Raw genomic sequence first — 25,828 nt, 5'->3', positions numbered from 1 at the left:
GAAGTGAATCAGCCCACGAAGTCGCGGCCGTTCGGGTCCCGGCAGGCGAAGCTCGCGGCCGTCGGCACCGGCGTGCTGCTGGTCAGCGCGTTAGCCTTCGGCCCGGCGGCGATCGGCGCGGCGGCACCGCCCGTCTATCCCGCGGCCGAGGTGCACAAGCCCACCCCGATCCCGGACCGCATCATCCTCATCCCCACCACCACGCCGGCCACCACCCAGCGCGTGACGTGGCGCGCCGAGGCCACCGCCGACACCGCCATGGCCCAGATCCTCCAGGCGCCGCGCGCGCTCGGCCAGGTCCAGCCGGCCGCGGGCGCGGTGACCGACGTCAGGGCCAGCGCCAGCACCCCGGTCAACACCACGCTCGGGTACGCCTCCACGTACCACACCGTCGAGTTCACCGGCCTGCAGCCGAACACCCGCTACACCTACCGCGTCGGTGACGGCACCAACTGGAGCGCCTGGACCGACTTCACCACCGCCGCCGCCGGCTTCGAGCCGTTCTCGTTCATCTACTACGGTGACGCGCAGAACTACATCGACTCCGCCGTGCCGCGCGTGTTCCGCCAGGCGTTCGCCGACCGGCCGCAGGCCAAGGCGATCGTCAACGCCGGCGACCTCATCGACTCCGCCAACAGCGAGGAGCAGTGGGGCCAGTGGTTCAAGGCCGGCGGCTTCATCGACGGCCAGGTCAACAACATTTCGATCCCGGGCAACCACGAGTACAGCGGCGGCCTGTCGACGTTCTGGCGGCCGCAGTTCCCGTACCCGGACAACGGGCCGGGCAACGCCGAGCTCAAGCAGACCGTCTACACCCTTGACTACCAGGGCGTACGGTTCATCGGCCTGGACACCAACTACCAGAGCAACGCCACGCTGATGGCGGCCCAGACCGCCTGGCTGGAGGGCCTGCTCAAGGACAACCCGAACAAGTGGACCGTGGTGACCTTCCACCACCCCGTCTACTCCACCACGGGCACCCGCAACAACCCGAACGTCCGCGCGCAGTGGGCGCCGCTGCTGGAGAAGTACGGCGTGGACCTGGTGCTTCAGGGCCACGACCACTCGTACGGGCGCGGCAACCAGGTCGCGGCGCGCAAGTCGGCCACCGTGCACAACGGCGTCCCGTACGTGGTGTCGGTCTCCGGTGGCAAGATGTACGCGCTCAACGGCGGCGAGAACTGGACCGGCAACGGCGCCGAGGTGCGCAGCACCAGCCAGAACACGCAGCTGTACCAGCTCATCGACGTCGCCAAGGACACCATCACCTTCGAGGCCCGCTACGCCAACGGCGAGCACCACGACGGGTTCGTGATCCGCAAGAACGACAAGGGCGAGCGCACCGTCAACGACATCCGCACCCCCGAGAACACCGTCGGCGAGCAGGTCATCGTCGACAAGACCTCGGTGCGGCGCCTGGAGACGCTCAAGGTCTCGGCCTTCGGCTACGACCCGGGCGAGAAGGTGGCCATCTGGTGGCGCGAGCAGGACGACGAGGCGCGCCGCGGCGGTGCCTGGAACGGCCGCAACGGCACGCTGATCGGCTACGAGAAGGCCGATGAGCTGGGCCGGATCGAGCAGACCGTCCGGGTGCCCGTCACCGCGAAGCGGGACGCCACGTACGTGGTCTACCTGGACAGCCAGCATCAGAAGATCACCAGCCCCGCCATCACCGTGACCAAGTGATCCACCCCGGGTGGGGCCGTGCCGTCCGTACGGCGGGGTCACGCCGCGCACCTGCGGTTGCCGTGCTCGCCGGTACGGCTCCATCCGGGTTCCGTACAGGAGCTTCCCCGTGACCCTTCCCCTGATCACCCGCCTGCGCGCGCCCCTCACCGCCCTCGCCACGGCGCTCGCCCTCGTCCCCGCGATGGTCCCCGCGATGGTCCCCGCGATGGTGGCGCCCGCGCACGCTGCGGCGGTGGCGCACCCGTTCGGGCCGCCGTCCACGGCCAGGATCGCCGCCGACGGCTCCCGGGTGACGCTCACCTGGTTGCCGGCCGAGGACGACTGGGTGGCGCTCGGCCGCTCGGTCGGCGCGTTCGAGGACCCGGCGGCGGGCGCCGACACCACCCTGACCGGCGAGCAGAAGCTGGCCCGCTCCGCCGCCGTACGCGACTACCTGCTCGCCCGCGTCGGGGTGACCCAGGACGGCCGGCCCTGCGCGGGGGAGCTGGCCCCGCTGGAGCGGTTGCTCGCCCAGGGTGCCAGGTTCGGCTTCGAGTGCCCGGAGCCGGTGGTGGCGGTCGACGTCCGGATCGGGGCGCTGACCGATCTGCACGAGGCGTACCGCACCATGCTCACCGCCGAGACGCCCGCCGAGCCGGCGCAGGCGCTGCTCACGGCGGCGGCCGACACGCGGCGGCTGCGGTTCGACCCGGCGGCGGCAGGTGGCGTGCCCCTCGCGGTGCCGGTCATCGCGCTGGTGGCCGCGCTCGGGGCGCTGGCGGCGTTCCTGCTGCGCCGGCGGCGGCGCGGGCCGGACCCGCTCCCCGGATCCGCTCGGGGGCACGCGGACGTGCGCGGATGAACGGCACCACCGGTCCCGAGAACTACCTGATCGCGCTGTTCGACGGCGCGGGCGCGTTCTGGACGGCGCTGGTCGTCGCGCTGGGGGTGGGGGCCTTGCACGCGGTCGCGCCGGGGCACGGCAAGAGCGTGACGGCGGCGTACCTGATCGGCACGCACGGCCGGTACCGCGACGCCCTGCGGCTCGGGGTGGTCGTGGCGCTGATGCACACCGTGTCCGTGCTGGCGCTGGCGCTGGCCTGGGTGGGGCTGAGCAGCGCCGCCGCCGTCGGCACCAAGGCCGTCACCGCGTGGCTGCAGGTGGTCGCGGGCTTGGTCGTCATCGGTGTCGGGGCGCACCTGACGTACCGCCACCTCCGTCACCGGAAGGCCCACCAGCACGGGCACGGGCATGGGCACGGACATGGCCACGGGCATGGGCACGGACATGGCCATGGGCACGGGCATGAGCTCCCGGAGGATCCGTGGTCGCGGCGCGGGCTGACCGCTCTCGCGCTCTCCGGCGGGCTGGTGCCCTCGCCGTCGGCGTTCATCGTGCTGGTGAGCGGGCTGCTCACGGGGCGGTCGCTGGACGCGGTCGTGCTGGTGCTGGCGTTCGGCGTCGGGATGGCCGTCACGCTGACCGCCGTCGGGATCGTGACGGTGAGCGGGGCGGCGGTGCTGAGCCGCCGGACCCGCCGCCTGGGCCCGCTGCGGACGGTGGCGTCCTGGATGCCCGCGCTGGCGGGCGTCGCCGTGGCCGTCGGCGGCTGCCTCTACCTGGCCACCGCCGTCACGGCCCTGACCCCGTGACGGCCGCTCGCTTCGCCGGTCTACTCCTCCGGGTGCCCGACGCTGATCACGACGTTCCCCGTCTTCTGGCCCGTCTCGACGTACCGGTAGGCCTCGACGATCTCGTCCAGCGAATATCGCCGGTCGATCACCGGCCGGAACTTCCCGGATTCGATGAGCTCCTTGAATTCACGCGCCATCGCCGCGTCATTCTTGGGCAGCGGGAATTTGACCCTCCTGCCGCCGAACAGTGGCGTGATGAGCGCCAGCAACAGGTTCTGCCACATGGGCCCCACATCGGCGGCGATGAAGACGCCGCGAGGTTTCAGCAACCGCCGGCACCGCCCGAACGTGCTCTTCCCGACCGCGTCGATGACGACGTCGTAATCCTGCTCGTCCTTGGTGAAATCCGTGGCTGTGTGGTCGACCACCTTGTCGGCGCCCAGTTTCCTGACCAGGTCGAGCTGCGCGGTCCCGCAGACGGCGGTCACGCGGGCGCCGAGATCGTTCAGCAGCTGCACCGCCGCCGACCCGATGGCCCCGGTGGCGCCGTGGACGAGGACGTCCTGCCCGGCCCGGATCCCCGCCGACCTGATGAGCGAGCGGGCGTAGTGCGCCCCCTCGGTGCTGGGCGCGATCTCCTCGAACGTCAGGTCCTCCGGGATGAGCGCCAGCGTGCCGCTCTGGGGAATCGACATGTACTGCGCGTGGGCCCCGAATCCGGGGTCGTTGTATCCGAACACCCGGTCGCCGACCCGGAAAAGCGTGACGTCGCGGCCCACCGCCTCGACCTCGCCCGCGAACTCGGTTCCGAGAACGGACACCTTCGGCCTGATGAAGCCGGTGAAGAATCGCCAGAGGAATGGCTTGGCCGCCCGCATGGCGCAGTCCGTGCGGTTCAGCGTGGTCGCCCTGACCTTGACGAGCAGTTCGTCGTCCTTGACGACCGGCTGCTGGATTTCTAAGACGCTGACCACTTCCGGCGGGCCATATCTGGCGCGCACTGCGGCTTTCATGCCCGGATTCTAGCCACCGGATTCAGCCGTCCGCGGCCGCGCTGGTGTAGGCGAGCTCGGCCTCCATCCGCGCCGCCGTCTCCCGGAGGGCGGGCAGGACGTTGCGTACGAGGGTGCCGTCGGTGGCGCGGCCGGCGTGCGTGGCGACGTTCACCGCCGCCACGACGCGCCCGGTCCGGTCCCGGACGGGGACCGCGATGGACCGCACGCCCTCCTCCAGCTCCTGGTCGACCAGGGCGTACCCGTCCGCGGCGGCCTGCCGCAGCAGCGCCCGCAGCTCGGCGGGGGAGGTGACGGTCCGCGCGGACAGCCGCCGGGGCACGATCGTGGCCAGCCGCTCCTCGGGCAGCTCGGTCAGGAGCACCCGGCCCATGGAGGTCGCGTACGCGGGGAGCCGGGTGCCCACGGTGATGTCGATGCTCATCAGGCTCACGGTCTGGACCCGCGCCACGTACACCACGTCGTCCCCGGACAGCACCGCCACCGACGCCGACTCGCGGACCCGGTCCACCAGGTCGGCCAGGTGCGGCTGGACGATCTCGCGGAACGTCAGCCCCGACAGGTGGGCGTACCCCAGCTCCAGCACCCGGGGCAGCAGCACGAACCGGGACCCGTCGGCGGTCGCGTAGCCGAGGTGCTCCAGGGTCTGGACCGCGCGCCGCACGGTCGCCCGGGGCAGCCCCGTCACCTTGGCGCAGTCCGCGAGGGTCAGGCCGCCCCGCGCCGACCCGAGCGCGACCATGACGGCCAGCCCGCGCGCCAGCGACTGCAGGAAACCCATCCCCAGCTCCTGCTTGACGCTCCGGGAGCGATCCACCCCGGAAGCGGTCGGCGGCCGGGTGTCCTCGCCGGTCAGGGCCGCCTCCATCTCCGCGACCGCCTTGCGCAGCGCCGGCAGGCAGTGGTCGCGCAGCCCGGCCGCGGTGTGCCGGCTGGTGTGGCTGACGACGCTGACCGCGCAGACGGCCCGCCCGGCCCCGTCGCGTACGGGCACCGCCACCGCGATCAGCCCCGGCTCGACCAGCTGGTCGTCCTCCGCCCACGGCGCGGCCGGGTCGAGCAGGGCCAGGCCCGCCGCGCACCGGTCGGCGGGCAGCAGGTCGCCGACCCGGAAGGTGACCGACATCGTGCGCCGCCGGGTGAACCGTACGACGAAGCGCACCCCGTCCCCGTCCCGCACCGCCAGCGACACCGACTCGTCCAGCTCCTCGGCCAGCCGCCCGGCCAGGGGCGCGAGCGTGTCCCGCAGCCCGCTGCCCGCCAGGTACGCCTCGCCCAGCTCCATCAGGCGCGGCGCAAGCCGCACGTCGCGCCCGTCCGCCCGCAGGTAGCCGAGGTGGACGAGCGTGGCGAGCACCCGGTCCACCGTGGACCTGGCCAGCCCGGTCGCCCGGACCAGGTCCGTCGCCCGGGCGGGCCGGGCGGGGTCGGCCGCCAGGGCGCGCAGCACGGCCAGCCCGCGCTCCAGGGTTCCGGCCGCTTCCATCGGCTCCTCCAACGGACGAGGGGACCTTTGACAGGTCAGCCACCCATACACATACTGAAACAACATAATAGTGAACAAAAGTTCGCACAGCGAACACGTCTCGAACGGAGCGTCGTGCGGAGAGACAAGGTGGTCGCCACGCCCGCGGAGGCGCTGGCCGGCGTGCGTGACGGCGCGTCGTTCGCCGTCGGCGGCTTCGGCCTCAGCGGCATCCCCAACGTGCTGATCCAGGCCCTCTACGACACCGGCGTGAGCGGCATCGGCGTCGTGTCCAACAACTGCGGAGTGGACGGCGGCGGCCTGGGCATCCTGCTCGCGGCCGGCCGCATCGCCCGCGTGACCGCCTCCTACATCGGCGACAACAAGGAGTTCGCCCGGCAGTACCTCGCCGGCGAGCTGGAGGTCGAGCTCACCCCGCAGGGCAGCCTGGCCGAGCGGCTGCGCGCGGGCGGCAGCGGCATCCCCGCCTTCTACACCCCGGCCGGGGTGGGCACGCCCGTGGCCGACGGCGGCCTGCCGCTGCGCCACAACCCCGACGGCTCGATCGCGCTGGCCTCGCCGCCGAAGGAGGTCCGGGAGTTCGACGGCCGCCCGTACGTGCTCGAACACGGCATCCGTACGGACTTCGCGCTGGTACGCGCCGCCAGGGGCGACCGCTACGGCAACCTGATCTTCCGCAGGTCCTCCAGGAACTTCAACCCGCTGGCCGCCATGGCCGGGCGCATCACGGTCGCCGAGGTCGAGGAGCTGACCGAGCTCGATCCCGACGAGGTGCACCTGCCCGGCGTGTTCGTGCAGCGCGTCCTCGCGCTCACCCCCGAGCAGGCCGCCGACAAATCCATCGAGAAGCGCACGGTCACCGTGCCTCCGGAGCAAGGGACGGCCGCCGAATGAGCTGGACCCGTGACGAGATGGTCGCGCGGGCGGCAGCCGAGCTGCGCGACGGCGACTACGTCAACCTGGGCATCGGCCTGCCCACCCGCATCCCCGGCTTCCTGCCGCCGGGCGTGGACGTGGTCCTGCACTCGGAGAACGGCGTCCTCGGCGTCGGCCCCTACCCCCGGCCCGACGACGTCGACCCCGACCTGATCAACGCCGGCAAGGAGACCGTCACCGTGCTCCCGGGGGCGTCGTTCTTCGACTCCTCGCTGTCGTTCGGCATGATCCGCGGCGGCCACATCGACGTGGCCGTGCTGGGCGCGATGCAGGTCTCGGCCCGCGGCGACCTGGCCAACTGGATGGTCCCCGGCAAGCTGGTCAAGGGCATGGGCGGGGCCATGGACCTGGTGCACGGCGCGCGCAGGGTGATCGTGATCATGGATCACAACGCCAGGGACGGCTCGCCGAAGGTGGTCAAGGAGTGCTCGCTGCCGCTGACGGGGCAGGGGTGCGTGCATCGGATCGTCACCGACCTCGGGGTCCTCGACGTCACCGAGCAGGGGCTCACGCTCGTGGAACGCGCGCCGGGGGTGAGCGTGGAAGAGCTGCGCGACCGTACAGACGCGGAGGTCCTGGCGTGAGGGACGGCACGAGGGACGGCATGAGGGACGGCATGGAGAACGAGCTGGGGGACGCGGCATGAAGGACGTCTACATCGTCGACGCCGTACGCACCCCGTTCGGCCGCTACGGCGGCGCGCTGTCCGGGATCCGCCCGGACGACCTGGCCGCGCACGTCGTCTCGGCGCTGGCCGAGCGCAACGGGCTCGACCGTGCCGACGAGGTCGTCCTCGGCAACGCCAACGGCGCCGGCGAGGAGAACCGCAACGTCGCCCGCATGGCCGCGATCCTGGCCGGGCTGCCGGTGACCACGCCCGGCGTGACCGTGAACCGGCTGTGCGGCTCCGGCATGGAGGCCGTCATCCAGGCCTACCGGACGATCGCGCTCGGCGACTCCTCCACGGTCATCGCGGGCGGCGTCGAGTCGATGACCCGCGCGCCGTGGGTGCTGCCCAAGCCGGAGAAGGCGTTCCCGGCGGGCGGCCAGGAGCTGGTCTCCACGACGCTCGGCTGGCGGCTGGTCAACCCGGCGATGCCCGCGGAGCACACCGTCGCGCTCGGTGAGGGCGCCGAGCTGATCGCCGACAAGCACGGGATCGGCCGGGCCGAGCAGGACGCGTTCGCGCTGGCCAGCCACCAGAAGGCGGCCAAGGCGTCGTTCGAGCGGGAGATCGTGCCCATCGCCGGGGTCACCCGCGACGAGGGCATCCGCCACGACACCTCCCTGGAGGCGCTGGCCAAGCTCAAGCCCGTCTTCCGCAAGGACGGCGGCACCGTCACCGCGGGCAACTCCTCCCCGCTCAACGACGGCGCCGCGGCGCTGCTCCTGACCGACGAGGCGGGGCTGCGCGGCCGCGAGCCCCTCGCCAGGATCGTGGCCGGCGGCGTCAGCGCCCTGGAGCCGCGCTACTTCGGGCTCGGCCCGGTGGAGGCGGCGGGCCGGGCGCTGGCCAAGGCGGGCAAGCGGTTCGGCGACCTGGCGACCGCCGAGCTGAACGAGGCGTTCGCGGCGCAGGTGCTGGGCTGCCTGGCCGAGCTGCCCGACCTCGACCCCGCGATCGTCAACCCCGACGGCGGCGCCATCGCGATCGGTCATCCCCTCGGTGCCTCCGGCGCCCGCGTCACCGGCACCGTGGCCCACCGGCTGGCCGCCGCCGGGTCGGGCGTCGGTCTCGCCAGTCTCTGCATCGGCGTGGGCCAGGGGCTGGCCGTCGTACTCGAAAGGTAGCGCAATGTCCGAACCCCTCACGCAGGCCGACATCGACCGCGAGATCGCCGAGCTCAGCGCGGCCCGCGCGGGCGAGCCGGCCGACCACCCCGCCCGTGACTACGCCCCCTACCGCAGCACCCTCCTCCGCCACCCCCGGCAGCCGCTGGTCTCGATCAAGGATCCCGAGGCGTCCGAGCTGTCCGGGCCGGTGTTCGGCGTCACCGACGTGACGCAACTGGACAACGATCTCACCAAGCAGCACCTGGGCGAGCCGCTCGGCGAGCGGATCACCGTACGGGGGCGCGTCCTCGACCGCGACGGGCGGCCCGTGCGCAACCAGCTCGTGGAGGTCTGGCAGGCCAACTCCTCCGGACGCTACCTGCACCAGCGCGACGACCACCCGGCGCCGCTCGACCCCAACTTCTCCGGCGTGGGCCGCTGCCTGACCGACGACGACGGCAACTACCTCTTCACCACGATCAAGCCCGGCCCCTATCCCTGGCGCAACCACGTCAACGCCTGGCGGCCGGCGCACATCCACTTCTCGCTGTTCGGCACCGCGTTCACCCAGCGCCTGGTGACCCAGATGTACTTCCCCGGGGACCCGCTGTTCCCGTTCGACCCGATCCTGCAGTCGGTCACCGACGAACGCGCCCGGCAGCGGCTGGTCGCGACCTACGCGCACGACCTGTCCGTGCCGGAGTGGTCGCTGGGCTACCGGTGGGACATCGTGCTCGACGGCCCCGCCGCGACCTGGATGGAGGAAGGCCGATGAACCCCACCCCCTCGCAGACGGTCGGGCCCTTCTACGGCTACGCGCTGCCGTTCCCCGGAGGAGGCGACCTCGCGCTCGGCGGGATCGTCGTGCACGGCCGCGTCTATGACGGGGCCGGCGATCCGGTGCCCGACGCGCTGCTGGAGTTCTGGCAGGCCGACGAGCAGGGCGACCTGCGCGGCGCCCCCGGCTCGCTGCGCCGCGACCCGACGAACGGGGCCGTCCTCGGGCGGCACGGCGTCGACTTCACCGGCTTCGGCCGCATCGGCACCGACCTCGACGGGCACTGGACGCTGCGTACCGTGGTGCCGGGCAACGGGTACATCAGCGTGTGCGTGTTCGCCCGGGGGCTGCTGCACCACCTGTACACGCGGATCTACCTCGGGCAGGACGACTTCCTGGACTCGCTGCCGCCGGAGCGGCGCCGGACGCTGGTGGCGGTGGCGGAACGGGAAGGGGTCTACCGGTTCGACATCCACCTGCAGGGCGATAAGGAGACGGTCTTCCTTGACTTCGGCTGACCCGGCCCCCTCGCACCACCCACCGCCGGCGGGCGCGGGGGCCGATCTCGGGCTGCTGTCCCCCATGCGGGGAGCGGCCGAGGCGACCGGAGACGCCGCCGTGCTCCAGGCCATGCTGGACGCCGAGGCCGCGCTGGCCCGCGCGCAGGCGGCCCTCGGCCTGGTCCCGGCCGAGGCGGCCGGGGCGGTGTCGGCGGCCGCCCGCGCCGAGGCGTTCGACCTGCCGGGCCTGGTGGAGCGGGCGCGCTCGGGCGGGAACCCGGTCATCCCGCTCGTGGAGGACCTCCGCGTGGCCGCCGCGCCGTACGGGGAGCACGTCCACCGGGGCGCGACCAGCCAGGACATCGTCGACACCGCACTCATGCTCGTCGCCCACCGCACGCTGGGCCCTGTCCTGGCCGACGTCGCCCGGCTGGTCGACGGGCTCACCAGGCTGGCCGCCGAGCACAGGGACACCCCGATGGCCGCCAGGACGCTCACGCAGCAGGCCGTGCCCACCACGTTCGGGCTCAAGGCGGCGGGCTGGCGCAAGCTCGCCACCGACGCCCGCGACCGGCTCACCACCGCCCGCCGGTCCCTCCCGGCCCAGCTCGGCGGCGCCGCCGGCACCCTGGCCGCCTTCCGGCCCGCCGCCGGCGCATCGGGTCCGCGGGCCGAGGTGGCGCTGCGGCTGCCGGGGCGGTTCGCGGCCGAGCTGGGGCTGGCCGAGCCCGGCCTGCCGTGGCACGTGCTGCGCACGCCGGTCGCCGACCTGGCCGGGGCGCTGGCGTTCACCGCCGGGGCGCTGGGCAAGCTCGCGGCCGACGTGCTGGTCCTGTCGCGTACGGAGATCGGCGAGGTGTCGGAGGGCGTCGGCGGCGGCTCGTCGTCCATGCCGCACAAGCACAACCCGGTCCGGGCCACGATGATCGCCGCCGCCGCCCGCCAGGTGCCCCAGCTCGCCGCGACCCTGTACGCGTCCCTCGCCGCCGAGGACGAGCGCCCCTCCGGCGCCTGGCACGCCGAATGGCAGCCGCTGCGTGAGGCGCTGCGCCTGGTGGCGGGCGCGGCCCGGGACGCCGCCGAGCTGGTCGCCGACCTACGGGTGCACCCCGACCGCATGCGCGCCAACCTGGCCATCCCAGGAGACCCCTCCCCGGCCCCCGCCCTCGTGGACCGCGCCCTGGCCACCCGGACCGCCCAGGCGCCCGACGGGAAAGCCACCCGGGCGGACCGGACACCCGACGGGGAAGCCACCCAGGCGGACCGGACACCCGCCGGTGAGATCACCCACGACCGAGACAAGGCACCACGCTGATGCTGCACTACCGGCTCGACGGCCCCGAGCAGGGGCAGCCGCTCGTCCTGGCCCCCTCATTGGGCACCACGACCCGCCTGTGGGAGCCGCAGCTCCCGGCCCTGGCGCGCACCTTCAGGGTGCTCAGGTTCGACCTGCCGGGGCACGGCGGCTCAAAGGCGCTCCAGGCGGGCACCATGGAGGAGCTGGCCAAGCTGGTCCTGGACGTGGCCGCCGCCGAGGGCATGGAGAGCTTCCACTACGCGGGCGTCTCCATCGGCGGCGCGATCGGCGCCACGCTGGCGGCCCGCCACCCGGGACGGCTCCGGTCCCTGGCCATGATCTGCTCCAGCGCCCGCTTCGGCGAGCCCGGGACCTGGCGGGAGCGGGCCGAGCTGGTACGGGCCGAAGGCACCGCGCCGCTGCTGGAGGCCACCGCGCGCCGCTGGTTCGCCGGACCGCCCGACCGGGCCCTGCTGGATGATTTGCGCGACGCCGACCCCGCCGGCTACGCCGCCTGCTGCGACGCCCTGTCGGGCTACGACCTGCGCGGCGAGCTGGCGGACATCACCGTGCCGACCCTGGTCGTGGCCGGTCGCGAGGACCCGGCGACGCCCCCGCCGCACGCCAGGGAGCTGGCCGACGGCATCCCGGGCGCCATGCTGGTGGAGATCCCGGGCGCCGCCCACCTGGCGACCGCCGACCAGCCGGCCCGCGTCACGCAGGCGCTGCTCGCGCACCTGCCCGCCGTCCCCGGCATGCAGGTACGCCGGGAGGTGCTCGGCGACGCTCACGTGGACCGCGCCGTGGCCCGTACCACCGGCTTCACCAGGGACTTCCAGGACCTCATCACCCGCTACGCGTGGGGCGAGATCTGGACCCGCCCCGGCCTGGACCGCCGCACCCGCAGCTGCGTCACGCTCACCGCGCTCGTCGCCCGGGGGCACCTCGACGAGCTGGCCATGCACGTACGCGCCGCCCTGCGCAACGGGCTCACCCCCGACGAGATCGGCGAGGTGCTGCTGCAGAGCGCCGTCTACTGCGGGGTCCCGGCGGCCAACGCCGCCTTCGCCGTCGCCCAGCGCGTGCTGGCCGAACCGGAGGTTCCCGGGGAGTAGCACAGCACGCGGGCCAGCCTATGATGGGCCAATGACCTCGCCCCCTGCCGCCGCCGAACGCCAGCGGGACGCCGACCGCACGAAGGCGGAGATCCTCGAGGTCGCGCAGCGCGAGTTCGCCCGCTACGGCTACGCCGGGGCCCGCGTCGATGAGATCGCCGCCCGGATGCGCACCACCAAGCGCATGATCTACTACTACTTCGGCAGCAAGGAGCGGCTCTACATCGCCGTGCTGGAGAAGGCGTACGCGGAGGTGCGGGCCGCCGAGCGCACGGTGGACGTCGAGCACCTGGCGCCGGTCGAGGCGATCCGCACGCTGGCCGAGCTGACGTTCGACCACCACGACGCGCACCGCGACTTCATCCAGCTCGTCGCGATCGAGAACATCCACCAGGCCGAGCACATCCGCAAGTCGGAGGTCCTGGCCGGGCTCGGCACGCCCGTGCTCGACCTCATCGAGCGCATCATGGACGCGGGGCAGGCGTCGGGCGACTTCGTCACCGAGGCCGACGCCATCGACGTGCACATGCTGATCAGCTCGTTCTGCTTCTTCCGGGTGGCCAACCAGCACACGTTCGGCGCGCTGTTCGGACGCGACATGACCGCCCCCGAGCACCGGGACCGGCAGCGGCGGATGGTCGGCGAGATGATCGTCGCCTACCTGTGCGGCCGGGGCGCCCGCCCCTGAGCCGCCCCCTCACGGCCGCGTCAGGCGCCTGCCGAGCCGCTGGGCCGGCGACTCGATCAGGTGGTAGGTCAGCATGCTGAGCGGGACCAGGGCGAGGAGGAACGTCGCCAGGTCGGGGAGCACGTGCAGCAGGATCGGGTGCAGCAGGTAGAGGGAGAAGCTGATCACCCCGAGATATGACAGCCAGCGCGGGAAGGCCCGGCGGCGCAGCGCGTACGCCCCCGCGAAGACGCCGAACGCCAGCACGATCGCCGGCGCCCAGGCCGGATCGTCCTTGGCGAAGATCCCGCAGCCCAGCACCGCCGCCACCGCGACCCCGGCGGCCCGCCAGGAGATCGCCCCCTGCTCGGCCCGGTGCACCGCCGTCCCCGCGAACATCGTCGCCAGGATGATCACCCCCTGCCAGGTCCCGCCCCGGCTGCCCAGGACCACCAGCGCCAGCCCCAGCAGGCCGCCCGCGAGCGCGGCCACCGTACGCGTCCGGCCGCGGCCCAGCGCGGTCACCGCGACGGCCGCGACGACCGCGAGGCCGAGCAGCGCGGCGGCGAGGTCGGCCCGGCCGCCGATCACCGCCTTCGGCAGCAGCAGCCCCAGGGGCACGGCCGTCAGCGCCAGTGCGACGGCGACCCCCGCCGACCTGTGCGCCTGCCGCACCGAGAACAGCGCGACGCACATCAGGTAGAACGCCATCTCGTACGAGAGCGTCCACGTCACGCTGATCACGGCGGGCAGGTTGAGCAGTTCCTGCGACATCGTCAGGTTGCCGAGCGCCACCACGGGCCACGGGCGCTCGGCGAGCCCCGGCGGTAACGGCAGCACGCCCGCGTACGCGAGGAGGAGCGCCAGGCCGCAGGCGGCCAGCAGCAGCGGCAGGAGGCGGAAGGCCCGGCCGGTCCAGAAGGCGCGCAGGTCGCCGCGCCGCTCCAGGGACGCGGGGATGATGTACCCGCTGACCAGGAAGAACACGAACACGCCCCACGTGCCCAGGTCGATCCGGCGATCCACCTCCGCCCAGACGCCCGGGAGGAACGTCCAGCCGGCGTGGTGCATGGTGACGGCCAGCGCTGCCGGTCCCCGCAGGGCGTCCAGCCAGGCCAGCCGGGCGGGGGCCAGGAACATCTGCCGCAGTCTAGGCCATGTGTGACATATGTGATCTGAGCAGTCAGGGCTACAGGCGGTGGCAGCGGGGGGTCAGGGGAGTGTGGTGGCGACGCGTACGTCGTCGAAGTCGACGGCCGCGCGGCCCGTCACGAGCTGTACGGAGCCGGGCCCGGCGATCGGGTCCGGGTCGGTGACGGTGACGCGGGGCGCCGCCTCCCCGCCGACGAACGCGCGGAGCTCGGCCCCGCGCAGCTCCACGCGCAGCTTCGTGGGCCCCGTGACCGCCGGTCCCGAGCCCGTCGCGATGACGCCGGCGCCCGCGCGGAAGACGTCCACCGAACCGTTGGGCCGCAGGTACAGCAGGTACCCGGACCGCGTGTAGGCGTCGCCGGGCTCGGCCGTGCGCACCTGGACGCCGCCGAAGGCGGTCGGGGTCGCGAGCGTGCGGAACCCGATCACGGTCTCCACCCAGCCGTCGGCGATCCGCAGGTCGTCGACGACCGACTTCCAGCCCGTACGCGTCGTGTCCTGCTGGCGGTAAACGCCGTCGGCGACCGACCAGGTTCCGTCGACGGCACTCCACGCCTCGGACGTCGCCGCCGCCGAGGAGAAGCCGTCGCGGAACACGACCCCCTCGGCGTCCGGCACGATCTCCACCTCGAAGGCGTCGATCTCGGTCGTCCCGCCGGCGCGCAGCGTCTCCGCGGTGACCCGGCACGTACCCGGCAGCGTCGTCTCCCCGACGGTGACCTTCACCTCACCCGGGCCCGAGGCGGTGGCCGCGCCGGTGAGGCACGGCCCCGAGACCGTCACCGAGCCGATGCGCCGCCCCGAGATCCGTACCGCGAGCTCCTGCCCGGTCACGGCGCTCGCCGCGGCCGGCCGGACGGTGACGAGGTCGCGCCCCACGTCGGAGCGGGTCGCGGCGGCGAGCAGGCGCGCGGCGTCGCGGCGGCTCAGCACGTCCGCGCGGGTGAGCGCCGCCACGGTCCTGGCGACGTGGGCCACGAAGGCGCCGTGACTCTCCCACTGCTCGCCGGCGCGCAGGCGGTCGGCGACCGTGCAGCCGGTCCCGTCGTCGGCGTTGGCCACGCCGGTGTCCAGGCCGCCGATACGGACGGTGCCCCGCTCGTCGGAGCCGGGGCACGCGTCGTCCACCACCCGCACGTCGTACGCGAGCTCGCCCGCCGCCTTGAGGTCGAGGACCCGCAGGGTACGGCTCCCGCCCGCCACCGGGAACGCCGACGACCACAACGTCGCCGCCGCGGCCCCGGTCCAGCGGATCTCCACACTGCGCCCGCCACGGTTGACCACCACGCCCGAGACGTCCGGGCCACCGGAGACGCTGCCGGCCGCCACCGTGTCCCCGCCGGTGCCCCCGCCGATCCAGCGGACCGTGTCGCCCTTGTCCACCACGAGCGGGATCCGCTCGAAGAACTCGCCCGAGGCCGCCTGGACGCGCACCTGGAGCCGGTCGCCCAGGGTCACGGACTTGCGTACCGGGCTGCCGGGGGCGGCGTAGCGGATCTCCAGCCGGTCGAGGTCGCCCACCGTCGCGGGGTCGACGGGGGAGCCGTCGCGGTAGAACTCCGGGACCGGCTGGTCATAGGCGTCGAAACGCAGGCCGTCCGCCGCCGCCCAGCCGGTGCCCCACGACAGCTCCGCCTCCACCGGCCGGGTGCGCGGGGCGCCGATCTGGGGCGCGTTCTGGCCCTGGACGACGACGCCGAGCTTCGGGTCGTACAGGTAGCTGAGGCCGAAGCGCTGGTTGTCCCAGAAGCCGTACTGGGTGTCGACGTGCTTGCCGAAGCCCAGGCCGACCACGTAGGAGGGGCGCTTGGCGAAGACGAACCGCTGGCCGGTGACCTCGTCCGAACGGTACTCGGTGTACGGGGCGCCCGCGTACGGGCGGAGCGTGCCGACGGCCGCCCGGCGTTCGGCCGTGGTCGGGTAGAACTCCTGCCCCAGCGCGACGTCACGGATGATCGACGGGTCGAGGTAGGCCCACGTCGGGGCGATGAGCGGCGCGACCGAGGACTGCCACCCCGCCGCGGCGAACGCCTCCCGCCGCCGCTGTGTCTCCTCCCGGGTGGCCGAGTACGCGCGGGCCTGCGGGATGACCGAGCCCCACAGGTTGTTGGAGCCGATCGGCAACTCGTCCGCGTAGTTCCAGCCGCGGTGCCGGGAGTCGGTCGCCGTGTTGATGAAGTAGCCGTCGAGCCCTTGGTCGTAGAGCAGGTTGTACTGGGCCCAGTCCAGGTAGCGGGCCTGCATCCGGTCGATCGTGGGCCGGGTCGCCGGGTCGGCCCAGCCGGCCAGGTCCTCCGACTCCACCTCGATGCTGTAGCGGTGGGCCACCGTGCCGTCGCGGAAGAAGCCCGCCGTACCCTGCGAGATCCGCTCGTGGTCGGCGAGACGCTGCTCGAACCTCGTGCGCAACGCGGGGTCGCCGAGGCGGCCGAGCAGGCGGGAGATGCCGACCAGCCCGCCGGCGACCTGGTTGGCGAACTGCGCGCCGCGCGGCCCCCAGACCTCCTCGTCCTTCAGGAACCACCTGGCCGCCGACCTCATGGAGCCGGTCAGGGCGGTGGTCAGGGCCGGATCGACCGTGCCGACGGCGTCCAGGAGCTCCAGCATGATCGCGTACAGTTCGAGCGCGAACCCCGTGGCGGCCCGCGAACGCACGTCCCCGCCGCCCTGGGGGAAGGAGCCGTCGGGGTTCTGGGTGCCGAGCATGAACTGCAGCGCCGCCTCCAGCCGCCCGCGCAGGGCCGCGTCCCGGTGGTACGGGTTCCAGGGGCGGTCGGCGGTGTAGAAGTAGGCGAGCGTGAGGACGTTCTCCATGACCCGCGCGTCGCTCGGGCCCTGCCCCGTGCGCCAGCAGCCGCAGGTGATGAAGCCGTAGTTCGTGGCGCTGTCGTCGTTGACGCTGTTGGCCAGGCGGGCCAGGTTGCCGAGGTAGGGGGCGATCTGCTGCTCCAGGCCGGTGAAGTCGGCGAGGTCGATCGAGGCCGGGTCGAGGGCGGCGACCTCGGGCAGCGGACCGGCCACGACCGTCGGCACCCGCCCCGGCTGCGGGTCCCGCGCCGCCGCGGCCGGGACGGCGGGAGTCAACGCCAGCGTCGCGGTGACGGCCACCGAGGCGATCCGGCGGCCGGCGTGTCGTTGCGATCTCATGATCGGAGTGCCTCCAGGGGCAGGGGATGGGGATCGGCCGCACCAAGATCGTGAATCGATTCACGGCGGTGGCGCGACTGTAGTGACGCCGCCGCACCCATGTCAACAACGTGTTTCGCCCATCCGCCGCGGGTGCGGGCCTGCGGTGCGGGCCTGCGGTGCGGGGCTGTCGGACGCCGTGGGACGCGGCCCGCTGCGGTCAGGCTGACTGGCGCAAGGGCACGCCGGGGCGGGTCGGTGCGAGGCGCGCGGGGCCGGGCGGGGAGGAGGCCCGGCGGGGGGTGGGGGCCGGGCCGAGGGGGTTATGGGTGGTCGGCGGGTGGTGGGATGGGCAGGGAGGAGGAGCGGATGACGAGTTCGGGCTCGAAGCGGCCCTTCGTGTCCTCCTCGCGCTCGATCCCGATCAGGATCCGCACCGCGCTGGCCCCCAGCGCCGCCGACGGGTGCCGGATCGTCGTGAGCGGCACGATCGCGAAATCCGCGAACTCTATGTCGTCGTACCCCACCAGCGACAGGTCCTCCGGCACCCGGATCCCGCCCACGATCAGCCCGTGCAGCAGCCCCAGCGCCAGCAGGTCGTTGCCCGCGACGATCCCGTCGGGGAAGGTCGCGGCCGAGCGGCGCAGCAGCGTGCGGGCGACCGCCTCCCCGACCTTCGCCGTCTGGACCTGGATGCGGATGATCTCCAGCGAGGCCGGCTCCGCTGCCTCCGCGATCGCCCGCTTGACCCCGGCCAGCCGGAGGTCGACGTGGGGATGGGCGCCGCCGACGAAGATCAGGCGGCGCCGCCCCTGGGCGAGCAGGTGCGCGGCCGCGAGGTGGCCGCCGCGCTCGTTGTCGCCGGAGATGGCCGGATAGCTGTGCGGCCCGGGGGCGACGCCGACCAGGACGAACGGCGTGCCCCGGCTCCTGAGCCCGAGCAGCTCCGGCGGGACGTCGCCGACCGGGGCCGCGAGGATGCCGCTGACCTGCTGGGACTCGAAGAAGTTGAGGTAGGCGCGCTCGCGTGCCGCGTCCTCGTCGCTGTTGGCGACCAGGATGAACCGGCCGTGCGCGGCCGCCTCGGCCTCCGCGCCCGCCGCGAGCTCGGCGTAGACGGGGTTGTTCATGCTGGAGATCAGCAACCCGAGCGCGAGGCTGTGGCCGACCCGCAGCCGCCGCGCCGCGTCGTTGCCCACGTAACCGAGCTCGTCGGCGGCCGCGAGGACGCGCCTGCGGAGATCCGGGGAGACGCGGTTGGGCTGGGTGTAGGTGTAGGAGACCGTCGCCCGCGAGACCCCCGCCAGCGCCGCGACGTCGCCTACCGTGGCGGCGGAACCCTCGGCCCTCGGCTGGTTCGGCACCGGTCCAGTGGTCATCGGGCTCCTCACTGACGTGTCCACCGTGTGTCGGCCGGGTGTCGCCCGTCAGCCTAGCGCACGCGTGAATGGATTCACGCAGCCGTCTCGGAGGGCGCAGCGCCATTGACGCGAGGTCCGGGGGACCCGTAATCTGCCCGAAACGCCGTGAATCGATTCACGACATTCACGCCCGGCTGCGATCAGCCCGCCTCTCTCGTCCAGGCGTACAGGACGCGATCATCGGTCACCCCCGAGAGGAGTCACACGTGGCCTTGCCGCATGCGACGACGAAACCGCCCGACGTGCGCGAGCCCGCCGCCGCGCGCACGCCTCCCAGCCCGTACGGCAGGTCCCGCCGAGGGACAGGGGTACGCGCCCCGTGGTGGTTCGTGGTGCCCGCGATCTCGATCTACCTCTTCATCGTCGTCGTGCCCAGCGCCAACGGCGCGTTGTACTCCTTCACCGACTGGAACGGCCTGCGCCCCGACTGGTCCTTCGTCGGCCTGGACAACTTCGCCGCCGTCTTCTCCGACCGGGCGGCCCGCGCCGCGCTGCTCAACACCGTGGTGCTGGCGGCGGTGGCCATGGTGGTGCAGAACGTCGTGGGCCTGCTGCTGGCCCTGGGCGTGAACAACCTGGTCAAGAGCCGCTACGTGCTCCGGGTGATCTTCTTCGCGCCGGTGGTGCTGACGCCGCTGGTGGCCGGGTACGTGTGGAGCTTCCTGCTGTCACCCAACGGCGCGATCAACGACGTCCTGCGCGCCGTGGGCCTGGACGGGCTGGCGCGCGACTGGCTCGGCGACCCCGACACCGCGCTGTACGCGATCGTGCTGGAGATCGTCTGGCAGTTCGCCGGCTACTCCATGGTGATCTACCTGGCGGGCTTGCAGGCGATCCCCGGCGAGGTGCTGGAGGCGGCCACCATCGACGGGGCCGGGGCGTGGAGCAAGTTCCGCCACGTCGTGCTGCCGCTGCTCAACGGCGCGGTCGTGATCAACGTGATGCTCTGCCTGATCGGCGGGCTCAAGCAGTTCGACCAGGTCATGGCCATGACCGGGGGCGGACCCGGCACGGCGACCGAGACGATCTCGACCGCGATCTACAAGAGCGCGTTCTCGCTGGGCGACTTCCCGTTCTCGATCGCGCTGGCCGTGGTCATGACCGTGGTGATCGCGATCCTGGCGGCCGTCCAGTTCCGACTGACGCAGCGGAAGGTGTCCTGATGCAGGCGCGATACACCTGGCGGACGCTGGTGCGCGAGGCCGGTCTCATCCTGGCCGCGCTCGCGTTCCTCGTACCGCTCGTCGGTCTGCTCAACGTGTCGCTGAAGCCGCAGGACAGCCAGACCGGCGCGCTGGCCCTGGAGTTCCCGCCCACGCTCGACAACTACGCCGACGCCTGGAACCAGGCCGGCCTCGGCGCGGCGCTGGCCAACAGCTTCGCCATCACCGCCGTCAGCGTCGTCCTGATCATCGCCCTCGCCGCGATGGCCGCCTACCCGCTGGCCCGCGTGACCCGCGGCTGGTCGCGGTACACGTTCTCCTTCATCGTCGGTGGCCTGCTCGTCCCCGGCCAGCTCGCGCTGCTCCCGCTGTACGCGACCATGCGCGACTTCGGCCTGCTCGGCTCGCTCTGGTCGGTGATCCTGATCAACCTCGGGCAGCAGATCCCGTTCTCCGTCTTCCTCTACACCATGTTCCTGCGCGAGTTGCCGCTCGACTACGAGGAGGCCGCGCTGCTCGACGGGTGCGGGCCGCTGAGGTCGTTCGTGAGCGTGGTGTTCCCGCTGCTGCGCCCGGTCACCGGCACCGTGGTGATCCTCAACGCGGTCGGCATCTGGAACGAGTTCTTCACCCCGCTCCTCTACCTGGGCGGCAGCGACAACACCACGGCCCCGGTGGCGATCTACGGCTTCGTCAGCCAGTACGTGTCGCAGTGGCCGCTCATCTTCGCCGGCCTGGTGATCAGCGTGATCCCGATCCTGGTCGTCTACTTCGCCCTGCAGAAGCACATCATCAAGGGCTTCGCCGGCGGCCTCAAAGGCTAGTGCCCACCCCCCGACCCTCGAATTCGGAGTGCCACATGAAGCACATCAGAACGTTCGCATCAGCCTGCTGCCTGGCCGCCGCGGCCTCGGCCTGCTCCACCTCGGGCGGCGGCGGCACCACCAGTGCCTCCTCCTCGGACAAGGTGCTGACGCTGGCCGCCGCCGGGCAGGGTCCGGCGAAGGCCGCGGTCGAGGCGTTCCAGAAGGCCAACCCCGGGGTCACGGTGCGGACGTCGTTCACCGAGGACGACGCCTCGTACCAGCAGCAGCTGCGCACCCAGCTCTCCTCCGGGACGGCGCCCGACGTGTTCCGCATGTGGCCGGGCGGCGGCAACACCATGGCCGTCCGCGACCTGGCCGCCGACGGCATGCTGCTGGACCTGTCCGGCGAGAGCTGGGCCGGCGGCCTGAGCGCCGACCTCAAGTCCGTCACCAGCGACCCGGCCGGCAAGGTCGTGGCGGTGCCCGTGACGATCGGCGCAATCGGGGCCGTGTGGAACGACCAGGCCCTGGCCAAGAGCGGGCTGGCCAAGCCCCGGACCTGGCCGGAGGTGCTGGCTTTCTGCAAGGAGGCCAAGGCCAAGGACGTCGTGCCGTTCGCGCTCGGCCTCAAGTCCGCCTGGGTGACCCAGCTCGTCCCGTACGCGCTGACCTCCTCCCTCGTCTACGGCCCCAACCCCGCCTTCACGCAGCAGCAGAAGGACGGCAAGGCCACGTTCGCCGGCTCGGAGTGGAAGCAGGCGATGGACAAGTACCTGCGGATGCGCGACTCGGGCTGCTTCAACGACAGCCCCAACGGCGTCGGCTACGACGAGCAGATGCAACTGCTCGGCCAGGGCAAGGCGCTGGGCGTCGTGCACGTGCTGTCGGCCGTGCAGTCGGCCGTCGAGTACGCCCCCCAGGGCACCACGTTCTCCATGACGCCGTTCCCCGCCACCGACAACACCGCGGACACGTACGTGCCGGTGTCGGTCGGCATCGTGTACGGCGTCAACGCCAAGGCCAAGAACCCCGCGCTGGCCAGGAAGTTCATGGAGTTCCTGGCCTCACCCGAGGGCCAGGCCCGGTACGCGACCGAGTCCGGCAGCAGCCCGGCCCTGCCGAGCCCCTCCTTCAAGGCCGACGCGCTGCAGCAGCCGGTGCTGGACGCGGTCAAGGCGGGCAGGTCCACGCTCTACCCGGACCAGGGCTGGCCCGGCCCCAAGGTGCAGCAGGAGCACCTGACCTCGGTGCAGGAGCTGTTCAACGGCACGGTGGACGTCCCGACGCTGCTGGGCCGCATGGACAAGGCGTTCGGTGAAGCCAAGTGACCGTGGAAGCCTGCCTGTGGATCACGCCCAAGATCTTCGACGACCTCGGCGACCCCGCGCCCGGGGTGGAGGCGTTCTTCGACCACCACGCGGACTGGCTGGTCGACCGCCCGGTCACGGTGGTCTTCTGCGCGGGCAACGGTGACCACGTGCTGAACTACGCCGGCCGCCACGCCTGGGACGACCGCTTCGACTGGGCCCGCTACAACTGCTTCGCGCTCGCCCCCGGCGGGCCCGCCGCCGGCGCGCGGGCGCACAACCGGGACTGGCTGGCCCGGGTGCGTGACGGCGGGGAGCGCTCGGCCAACCCGTACTCCGCCGGGCCGATGTTCGTCCTGTCCGAGCAGCCGATGGACTACCGGCGACTGGCCGGGATCTACGCGGCCGTGCGCGCGGAGGCGGGGCGGCGCGGGCTGGAGGTGCGGCTGCTGGAGTACCTGGAGCCGGGTCCGGAGTTCTGCCGCAGCGAGTGGAAGACGGCCCGGCACCCGGAGGTGGCCGCGGGCACCGCCGACGCCGGCGGGCACATGGTGCCGGGCGTGATCGACGTGACGGCCCCGCTCGCGGCCGACCCGCGCCCGTACGCCGCCTTCCCGGCCGGCATCCGGGCCGGGCTGCCGGCGGGAGACTTCGTCGCCGCCCAGACGGCCGCGTTCACCGCCGACTTCGGGCTGGACGGGATCATGCTGGGTAACCAGTTCGGCCTGGTCGGGTTCTGGCACCCGGACAACGCCCCGCCGCTCACCCCCGAGCGGTCGGCCGGAATCGAGCGGTTCTTCCTGCGGTTGCGCGCGGCCATGGGCGACGGCCTGGTGTACTGGATGGACACCTACTGGCGGGCGGAGGTGGAGCGGTCGGCCTGGGGCATGACCGACGCCGCCTACCACGCGCTCGACGCGATCCTGGTCAGCACGTTCGCCGTGCTCGTCGAGCGGACGGAGATCGTGCCCAACCTGCTGAGCAAGGCCGCGCTGGGCGGCCCGCGGCCGCTGCTCGGGCTGGACTTCGTCGATCCCTGGTACTGGTACCGGACCTACCTCGACGACCGGCGCACCTACCTCTACCAGCGGGAGGTGCTGGCCGCGCACGCCGGGTCCGTGGCCGGCGTCTCCTTCTTCGCCAACGACACCTTCGGCCACTTCGTCCCGGAACCGGAGCTGGCGCTCACCCTGGAGGTCGTCAAGAACGCCGGCTGAGCCGACGAGCGGCGCGCCTTCAGAGGGGCGAGGTCTGGAGGATCTCCGGCAGGCCCGCCATCGCCTTCCGGTGGTCGTCGGCCGTCCGCCGCCCCTCGGCGAACGCCGCCTCGAAAGCCGCCGCACCGAGCCGCTCCCGCAGCGCCTCGACCAGGCCGTGGCTCTCCGGGGCCGAGGGGGCGAGCCGGTCGGCGGCGCCCAGCAACGCCGCGGCCCGCCCGAAGTGGCCGCCCGCCCCGTCCCCGGACGCCGTCAGGCGGCGGAGGCCCGTCTCGTGATCCGATGCCGCGAGCAGGCGCAGGCCCGTCTCGTGATCCGATGCCGCGAGCAGGCGCAGGCCCGCCGCGTGATCCGATGCCGCGAGCAGGCGGAGGCCGGTCGCGGTGATGCGGACGTCCCCGAGATCGGCGGCGATGCGGGTGCCCTCGGTCAGGTGCCGGCGGGCGCTCTCGTGCTCGCCGCCCGAGGCCGCCGCGCGGCCCAGGCCGAGGAGGCAGCGGGCCGCGCACCGCAGGTCGCCGATCCGCCGGAACTCCGGCAGGAGGGCCGCGAAGCGGGCGATCGGGTGGTTCCCGAGATGCTGGTCGAAGGTGGCGAGGTAGATCTCGGCGTGCAGCCGCTCGTGGTCGTTGCCGCCGGTCCGGGCCAGCCGCGCGGCCTCGGCCAGCCAGCCGGGTACGTCGTCGAGGTGGATGCGCTCCTCGATCGCCCGGACGGCCATCTGGTTGAGGCAGTTGGCCTGCTTGACGTGGTCGCCGAGCCGGCCGAACAAGTCGGCGGCCTGCGCGAGCCGGGCCAGGGTGGCCGGCACGTCCGAGGCGTAGACGTGGGCGGACAGCGCCAGGGCGCGATGCCAGTCATCGCCCAGCCGCTCGAACATCCCGGCGGCCTCGACCGCGTGATCCAGCGCGGCGGCGCTCCGCTCGCCGTACCTCAAGGTCCAGCCGAGGGCCAGCAGCGCGAGCGCCCGGTCGTGTTCGGCGTCGCTTCCGGCCGTCGTGTGAGCCGGTGCCCGGTCGTGTTCGGCGTCGCTTCCGGCCGTCGCGTGGGCCGGTGCGCGGTCGTGTTCGGTGTCGCTCGCGACCATCCCGTGGGCCAGTGCGGCGAACTCCCGCGCTCGTTCCGTGTCCTGGTAGCAGAGCACGACGGCGCAGGTGATCGCGGCCCGGAAGCCCAGCGCGCCCCCCGGCAGCGGTCGCCGGAGCAACTCGTCGAGCCAGTCGAACAGCTCGCCGCTGCAGCCGACGACCTCCCACGCCGTGCCGATGCCGGCGATGAACTCCCAGGCGGCGGTGGTGTCGTCCCGGTCGAGGGCCCAGCGCAGGGCCGCCGCCAGGTCGGCCGAGCGGCGGTTGAGCCACCGCAGCGCGCCGGCCTGGTCCCGGCCGCGAAGGTCGGGCACCGTGGAGACGGCGTGCCGCAGATGGTGGCGGGCGTGGTGCTCGTGTGCCGTCCCGGCGCCGCCACGCGCGGCCAGCCGCCGGTGCGCGAACTGGCGGACGCTCTCCAGCAGGCGGTATTCGGTGCTCTCGTCCCGGCGGTGGACGGAGATCAGCGACCGGTCCAGCAGGCGCGAGAAGGTCCGGACCAGGTGGGCGTACTCCAGCGGCGGGTACGCGACGACCCGGGCGGCCGTGTCGTAGTCGAAGTCGCCGGGGAACACCGAGCAGCGTTCGAGCAGCAGCCGCTCCTCCTCGCTCAGCAGCTCGTAGCTCCAGGCGAGGGCCTCCTCCAGGGTGCGGTGGCGGCTCGGGGAGCCGTGCGCGCCATCGGTGAGGAGGGCGAACCGGTCGTGCAGCCGGGCCAGCAGCTCGGCGGGTGTGAAGAACCGTACCCGGGCTGCGGCCAGCTCGATCGCCAGCGGCAGGCCGTCCAGGCGGCGGCAGATGGTCGCGACCTGCCGGGCGTTGCCCGGGGTGACGGCGAACCCCGGGGAGGCGGCCGCGGCGCGGTCGGCGAACAGCCGGCCGGAGCCGGACTCCAGCACGGCGTCCGGCCCGTCGATCTCGGCGGGCAGGGGCAGCGGCGGGATCTCGTAGACGACCTCCCCCGTGAGGTGCAGCGCGCCGTGGCTGGTGGCCAGCACGTGCAGGTGGTCGGTGGTGGCCAGCAACTCGCCGAGCAGGGCCGCCGCGGTGGCGGTCACGTGCTCGCAGTTGTCCACGATGAGCCAGTGCCCGCCCCCGGCGAGGGCCTCGCGGATCAGGCGGCGAAGCCGGTGCTCCTGCCCGACGACCCCGAGCGCGTCGGCGAACGCCCGCTCCACGGCGCCACCGGCGCTCACGGGCGCGAGGTCGATCAGGGTGGCGGGCGGCAGTGCGGTCACCGAGTGCGCCAGGTGCAGGGCCAGCCGGGTCTTCCCGGTGCCGGCGGGGCCGGTCAGCGTCACCATCCGGTACGCCCCCAGCAACCCCCGCACCTCCTCCAGCTCCCGGACCCGGCCCACGAACGACGACAGCGGCGTGGGCAGGACCCTCCTGGACTCGTGGCCGGAGCGGAGCCGGGCCGCGGCCGCCACCAGAGCCAGCCGGTTGGTCCCGCCGAGCTTGCGCAGCAGCGACGACACGTGGCTCTCCACGGTCCGCTCCGACAGCCGCAGCCTGGCGGCGATCTCCTGGTTCTGCAGGCGGTCGCCCACGAGCCACAGGACCTCCGACTCGCGCGGGGTAACGCCGGCAGCGTGCAGATCGGGTAAGGCGTCCGAACCCATATCTCGGAGTATGCGGGTACGGAGCCGATTTCCGTACCGAGCACGGATGTGGGCCCGC

Annotated in this window: 21 protein-coding genes; 15 read left to right on the top strand and 6 right to left on the bottom strand. The window is 73.1% G+C overall.

What is annotated here, in order from left to right:
- Positions 1-3: 3 nt before the first annotated feature.
- From ACBJ59_RS34880 to ACBJ59_RS34870, 3 genes are all read left to right on the top strand, one after another.
- Positions 4-1,686: a fibronectin type III domain-containing protein gene (locus ACBJ59_RS34880; RefSeq protein ID WP_375114455.1), complete on the top strand. Its 1,683-nt coding sequence runs from the start codon at positions 4-6 to the stop codon at positions 1,684-1,686.
- 109 nt (positions 1,687-1,795) lie between these two features.
- Positions 1,796-2,530 (top strand): hypothetical protein, encoded by a 735-nt coding sequence (locus tag ACBJ59_RS34875; RefSeq protein WP_375114454.1) that lies wholly within the window; start codon positions 1,796-1,798, stop codon positions 2,528-2,530.
- Positions 2,527-3,321 (top strand): nickel/cobalt transporter, encoded by a 795-nt coding sequence (locus ACBJ59_RS34870; RefSeq protein WP_375114453.1) that lies wholly within the window; start codon positions 2,527-2,529, stop codon positions 3,319-3,321. The genes ACBJ59_RS34875 and ACBJ59_RS34870 overlap by 4 nt, the downstream gene beginning before the upstream one ends.
- A gap of 20 nt (positions 3,322-3,341) precedes the next feature.
- Here the strand turns inward: ACBJ59_RS34870 and ACBJ59_RS34865 are convergent, their stop codons facing one another.
- Both ACBJ59_RS34865 and ACBJ59_RS34860 read right to left on the bottom strand, forming a co-directional pair.
- A complete protein-coding gene (locus tag ACBJ59_RS34865) occupies positions 3,342-4,316 on the bottom strand; it encodes an NAD(P)-dependent alcohol dehydrogenase (protein ID WP_375114452.1) in 975 nt (324 codons plus the stop codon).
- A gap of 22 nt (positions 4,317-4,338) precedes the next feature.
- The gene (locus tag ACBJ59_RS34860) at positions 4,339-5,802 is read right to left on the bottom strand and encodes an IclR family transcriptional regulator C-terminal domain-containing protein (protein WP_375114451.1); all 1,464 of its coding nucleotides are present in this window, start codon (positions 5,800-5,802) and stop codon (positions 4,339-4,341) included.
- A 114-nt stretch (positions 5,803-5,916) separates the two neighbouring features.
- Here ACBJ59_RS34860 and ACBJ59_RS34855 point away from each other — a divergent pair, with 114 nt between their 5' ends.
- Genes ACBJ59_RS34855 through ACBJ59_RS34820 form a run of 8 tightly spaced genes read left to right on the top strand, consistent with a single transcriptional unit; the run spans position 5,917 to position 12,889 of the window.
- Positions 5,917-6,696: a CoA transferase subunit A gene (locus tag ACBJ59_RS34855; protein WP_375114450.1), complete on the top strand. Its 780-nt coding sequence runs from the start codon at positions 5,917-5,919 to the stop codon at positions 6,694-6,696.
- Entirely contained in the window at positions 6,693-7,322 is a 630-nt protein-coding gene (locus ACBJ59_RS34850) for a CoA transferase subunit B (protein WP_375114449.1), read from the top strand. Before ACBJ59_RS34855 ends, ACBJ59_RS34850 begins: the two co-directional genes overlap by 4 nt.
- Positions 7,323-7,380: 58 nt before the next feature.
- Complete coding sequence (locus ACBJ59_RS34845; RefSeq protein ID WP_375114448.1) at positions 7,381-8,529, top strand: thiolase family protein; 1,149 nt, start codon at positions 7,381-7,383, stop codon at positions 8,527-8,529.
- A gap of 4 nt (positions 8,530-8,533) precedes the next feature.
- The gene (gene pcaH / locus ACBJ59_RS34840; protein WP_375114447.1) at positions 8,534-9,286 is read left to right on the top strand and encodes a protocatechuate 3,4-dioxygenase subunit beta; all 753 of its coding nucleotides are present in this window, start codon (positions 8,534-8,536) and stop codon (positions 9,284-9,286) included.
- Entirely contained in the window at positions 9,283-9,807 is a 525-nt protein-coding gene (gene pcaG / locus ACBJ59_RS34835; protein ID WP_375114446.1) for a protocatechuate 3,4-dioxygenase subunit alpha, read from the top strand. Before pcaH ends, pcaG begins: the two co-directional genes overlap by 4 nt.
- The gene (pcaB, locus tag ACBJ59_RS34830; RefSeq protein ID WP_375114445.1) at positions 9,794-11,104 is read left to right on the top strand and encodes a 3-carboxy-cis,cis-muconate cycloisomerase; all 1,311 of its coding nucleotides are present in this window, start codon (positions 9,794-9,796) and stop codon (positions 11,102-11,104) included. Before pcaG ends, pcaB begins: the two co-directional genes overlap by 14 nt.
- On the top strand, positions 11,104-12,201 hold the full coding sequence (gene pcaC / locus ACBJ59_RS34825) for a 4-carboxymuconolactone decarboxylase (RefSeq protein ID WP_375114444.1): 1,098 nt from the start codon (positions 11,104-11,106) through the stop codon (positions 12,199-12,201). The genes pcaB and pcaC overlap by 1 nt, the downstream gene beginning before the upstream one ends.
- Positions 12,202-12,232: 31 nt before the next feature.
- Positions 12,233-12,889, top strand: a complete 657-nt coding sequence (locus tag ACBJ59_RS34820; protein ID WP_375114443.1) for a TetR family transcriptional regulator — start codon at positions 12,233-12,235, stop codon at positions 12,887-12,889.
- A gap of 9 nt (positions 12,890-12,898) precedes the next feature.
- Here ACBJ59_RS34820 and ACBJ59_RS34815 read toward each other — a convergent pair whose 3' ends face one another.
- The 3 genes from ACBJ59_RS34815 to ACBJ59_RS34805 all read right to left on the bottom strand — a co-directional run bounded on the left by ACBJ59_RS34815 (position 12,899) and on the right by ACBJ59_RS34805 (position 18,525).
- A complete protein-coding gene (locus ACBJ59_RS34815) occupies positions 12,899-14,008 on the bottom strand; it encodes an acyltransferase family protein (protein ID WP_375114442.1) in 1,110 nt (369 codons plus the stop codon).
- 72 nt (positions 14,009-14,080) lie between these two features.
- Positions 14,081-17,167, bottom strand: coding sequence for a hypothetical protein (locus ACBJ59_RS34810; protein ID WP_375114441.1), 3,087 nt, complete (start codon positions 17,165-17,167; stop codon positions 14,081-14,083).
- Positions 17,168-17,469: 302 nt separating this feature from the next.
- Positions 17,470-18,525 (bottom strand): LacI family DNA-binding transcriptional regulator, encoded by a 1,056-nt coding sequence (locus ACBJ59_RS34805; RefSeq protein ID WP_375114440.1) that lies wholly within the window; start codon positions 18,523-18,525, stop codon positions 17,470-17,472.
- A gap of 248 nt (positions 18,526-18,773) precedes the next feature.
- Between ACBJ59_RS34805 and ACBJ59_RS34800 the strand changes: the two genes are divergently transcribed.
- From ACBJ59_RS34800 to ACBJ59_RS34785, 4 genes are read left to right on the top strand one after another with little or no spacing between them, the layout of a single operon-like run.
- On the top strand, positions 18,774-19,730 hold the full coding sequence (locus tag ACBJ59_RS34800) for a carbohydrate ABC transporter permease (protein WP_375114439.1): 957 nt from the start codon (positions 18,774-18,776) through the stop codon (positions 19,728-19,730).
- Positions 19,730-20,554, top strand: coding sequence for a carbohydrate ABC transporter permease (locus ACBJ59_RS34795; protein WP_375114438.1), 825 nt, complete (start codon positions 19,730-19,732; stop codon positions 20,552-20,554). Before ACBJ59_RS34800 ends, ACBJ59_RS34795 begins: the two co-directional genes overlap by 1 nt.
- 35 nt (positions 20,555-20,589) lie before the next feature.
- Positions 20,590-21,864, top strand: a complete 1,275-nt coding sequence (locus tag ACBJ59_RS34790; RefSeq protein WP_375114437.1) for an extracellular solute-binding protein — start codon at positions 20,590-20,592, stop codon at positions 21,862-21,864.
- Positions 21,861-23,060, top strand: a complete 1,200-nt coding sequence (locus ACBJ59_RS34785) for a hypothetical protein (RefSeq protein WP_375114436.1) — start codon at positions 21,861-21,863, stop codon at positions 23,058-23,060. Before ACBJ59_RS34790 ends, ACBJ59_RS34785 begins: the two co-directional genes overlap by 4 nt.
- A gap of 19 nt (positions 23,061-23,079) precedes the next feature.
- Here ACBJ59_RS34785 and ACBJ59_RS34780 read toward each other — a convergent pair whose 3' ends face one another.
- The gene (locus ACBJ59_RS34780) at positions 23,080-25,770 is read right to left on the bottom strand and encodes a LuxR C-terminal-related transcriptional regulator (protein ID WP_375114435.1); all 2,691 of its coding nucleotides are present in this window, start codon (positions 25,768-25,770) and stop codon (positions 23,080-23,082) included.
- Positions 25,771-25,828: the final 58 nt, after the last annotated feature.

This window comes from Nonomuraea sp. MTCD27, from assembly GCF_041950495.1.
Classification (GTDB): Bacteria; Actinomycetota; Actinomycetes; order Streptosporangiales; family Streptosporangiaceae; genus Nonomuraea.
The sequence above is the reverse complement of the archived record's forward strand: the minus strand, read 5'-3'. Positions and strand labels throughout refer to the sequence as shown.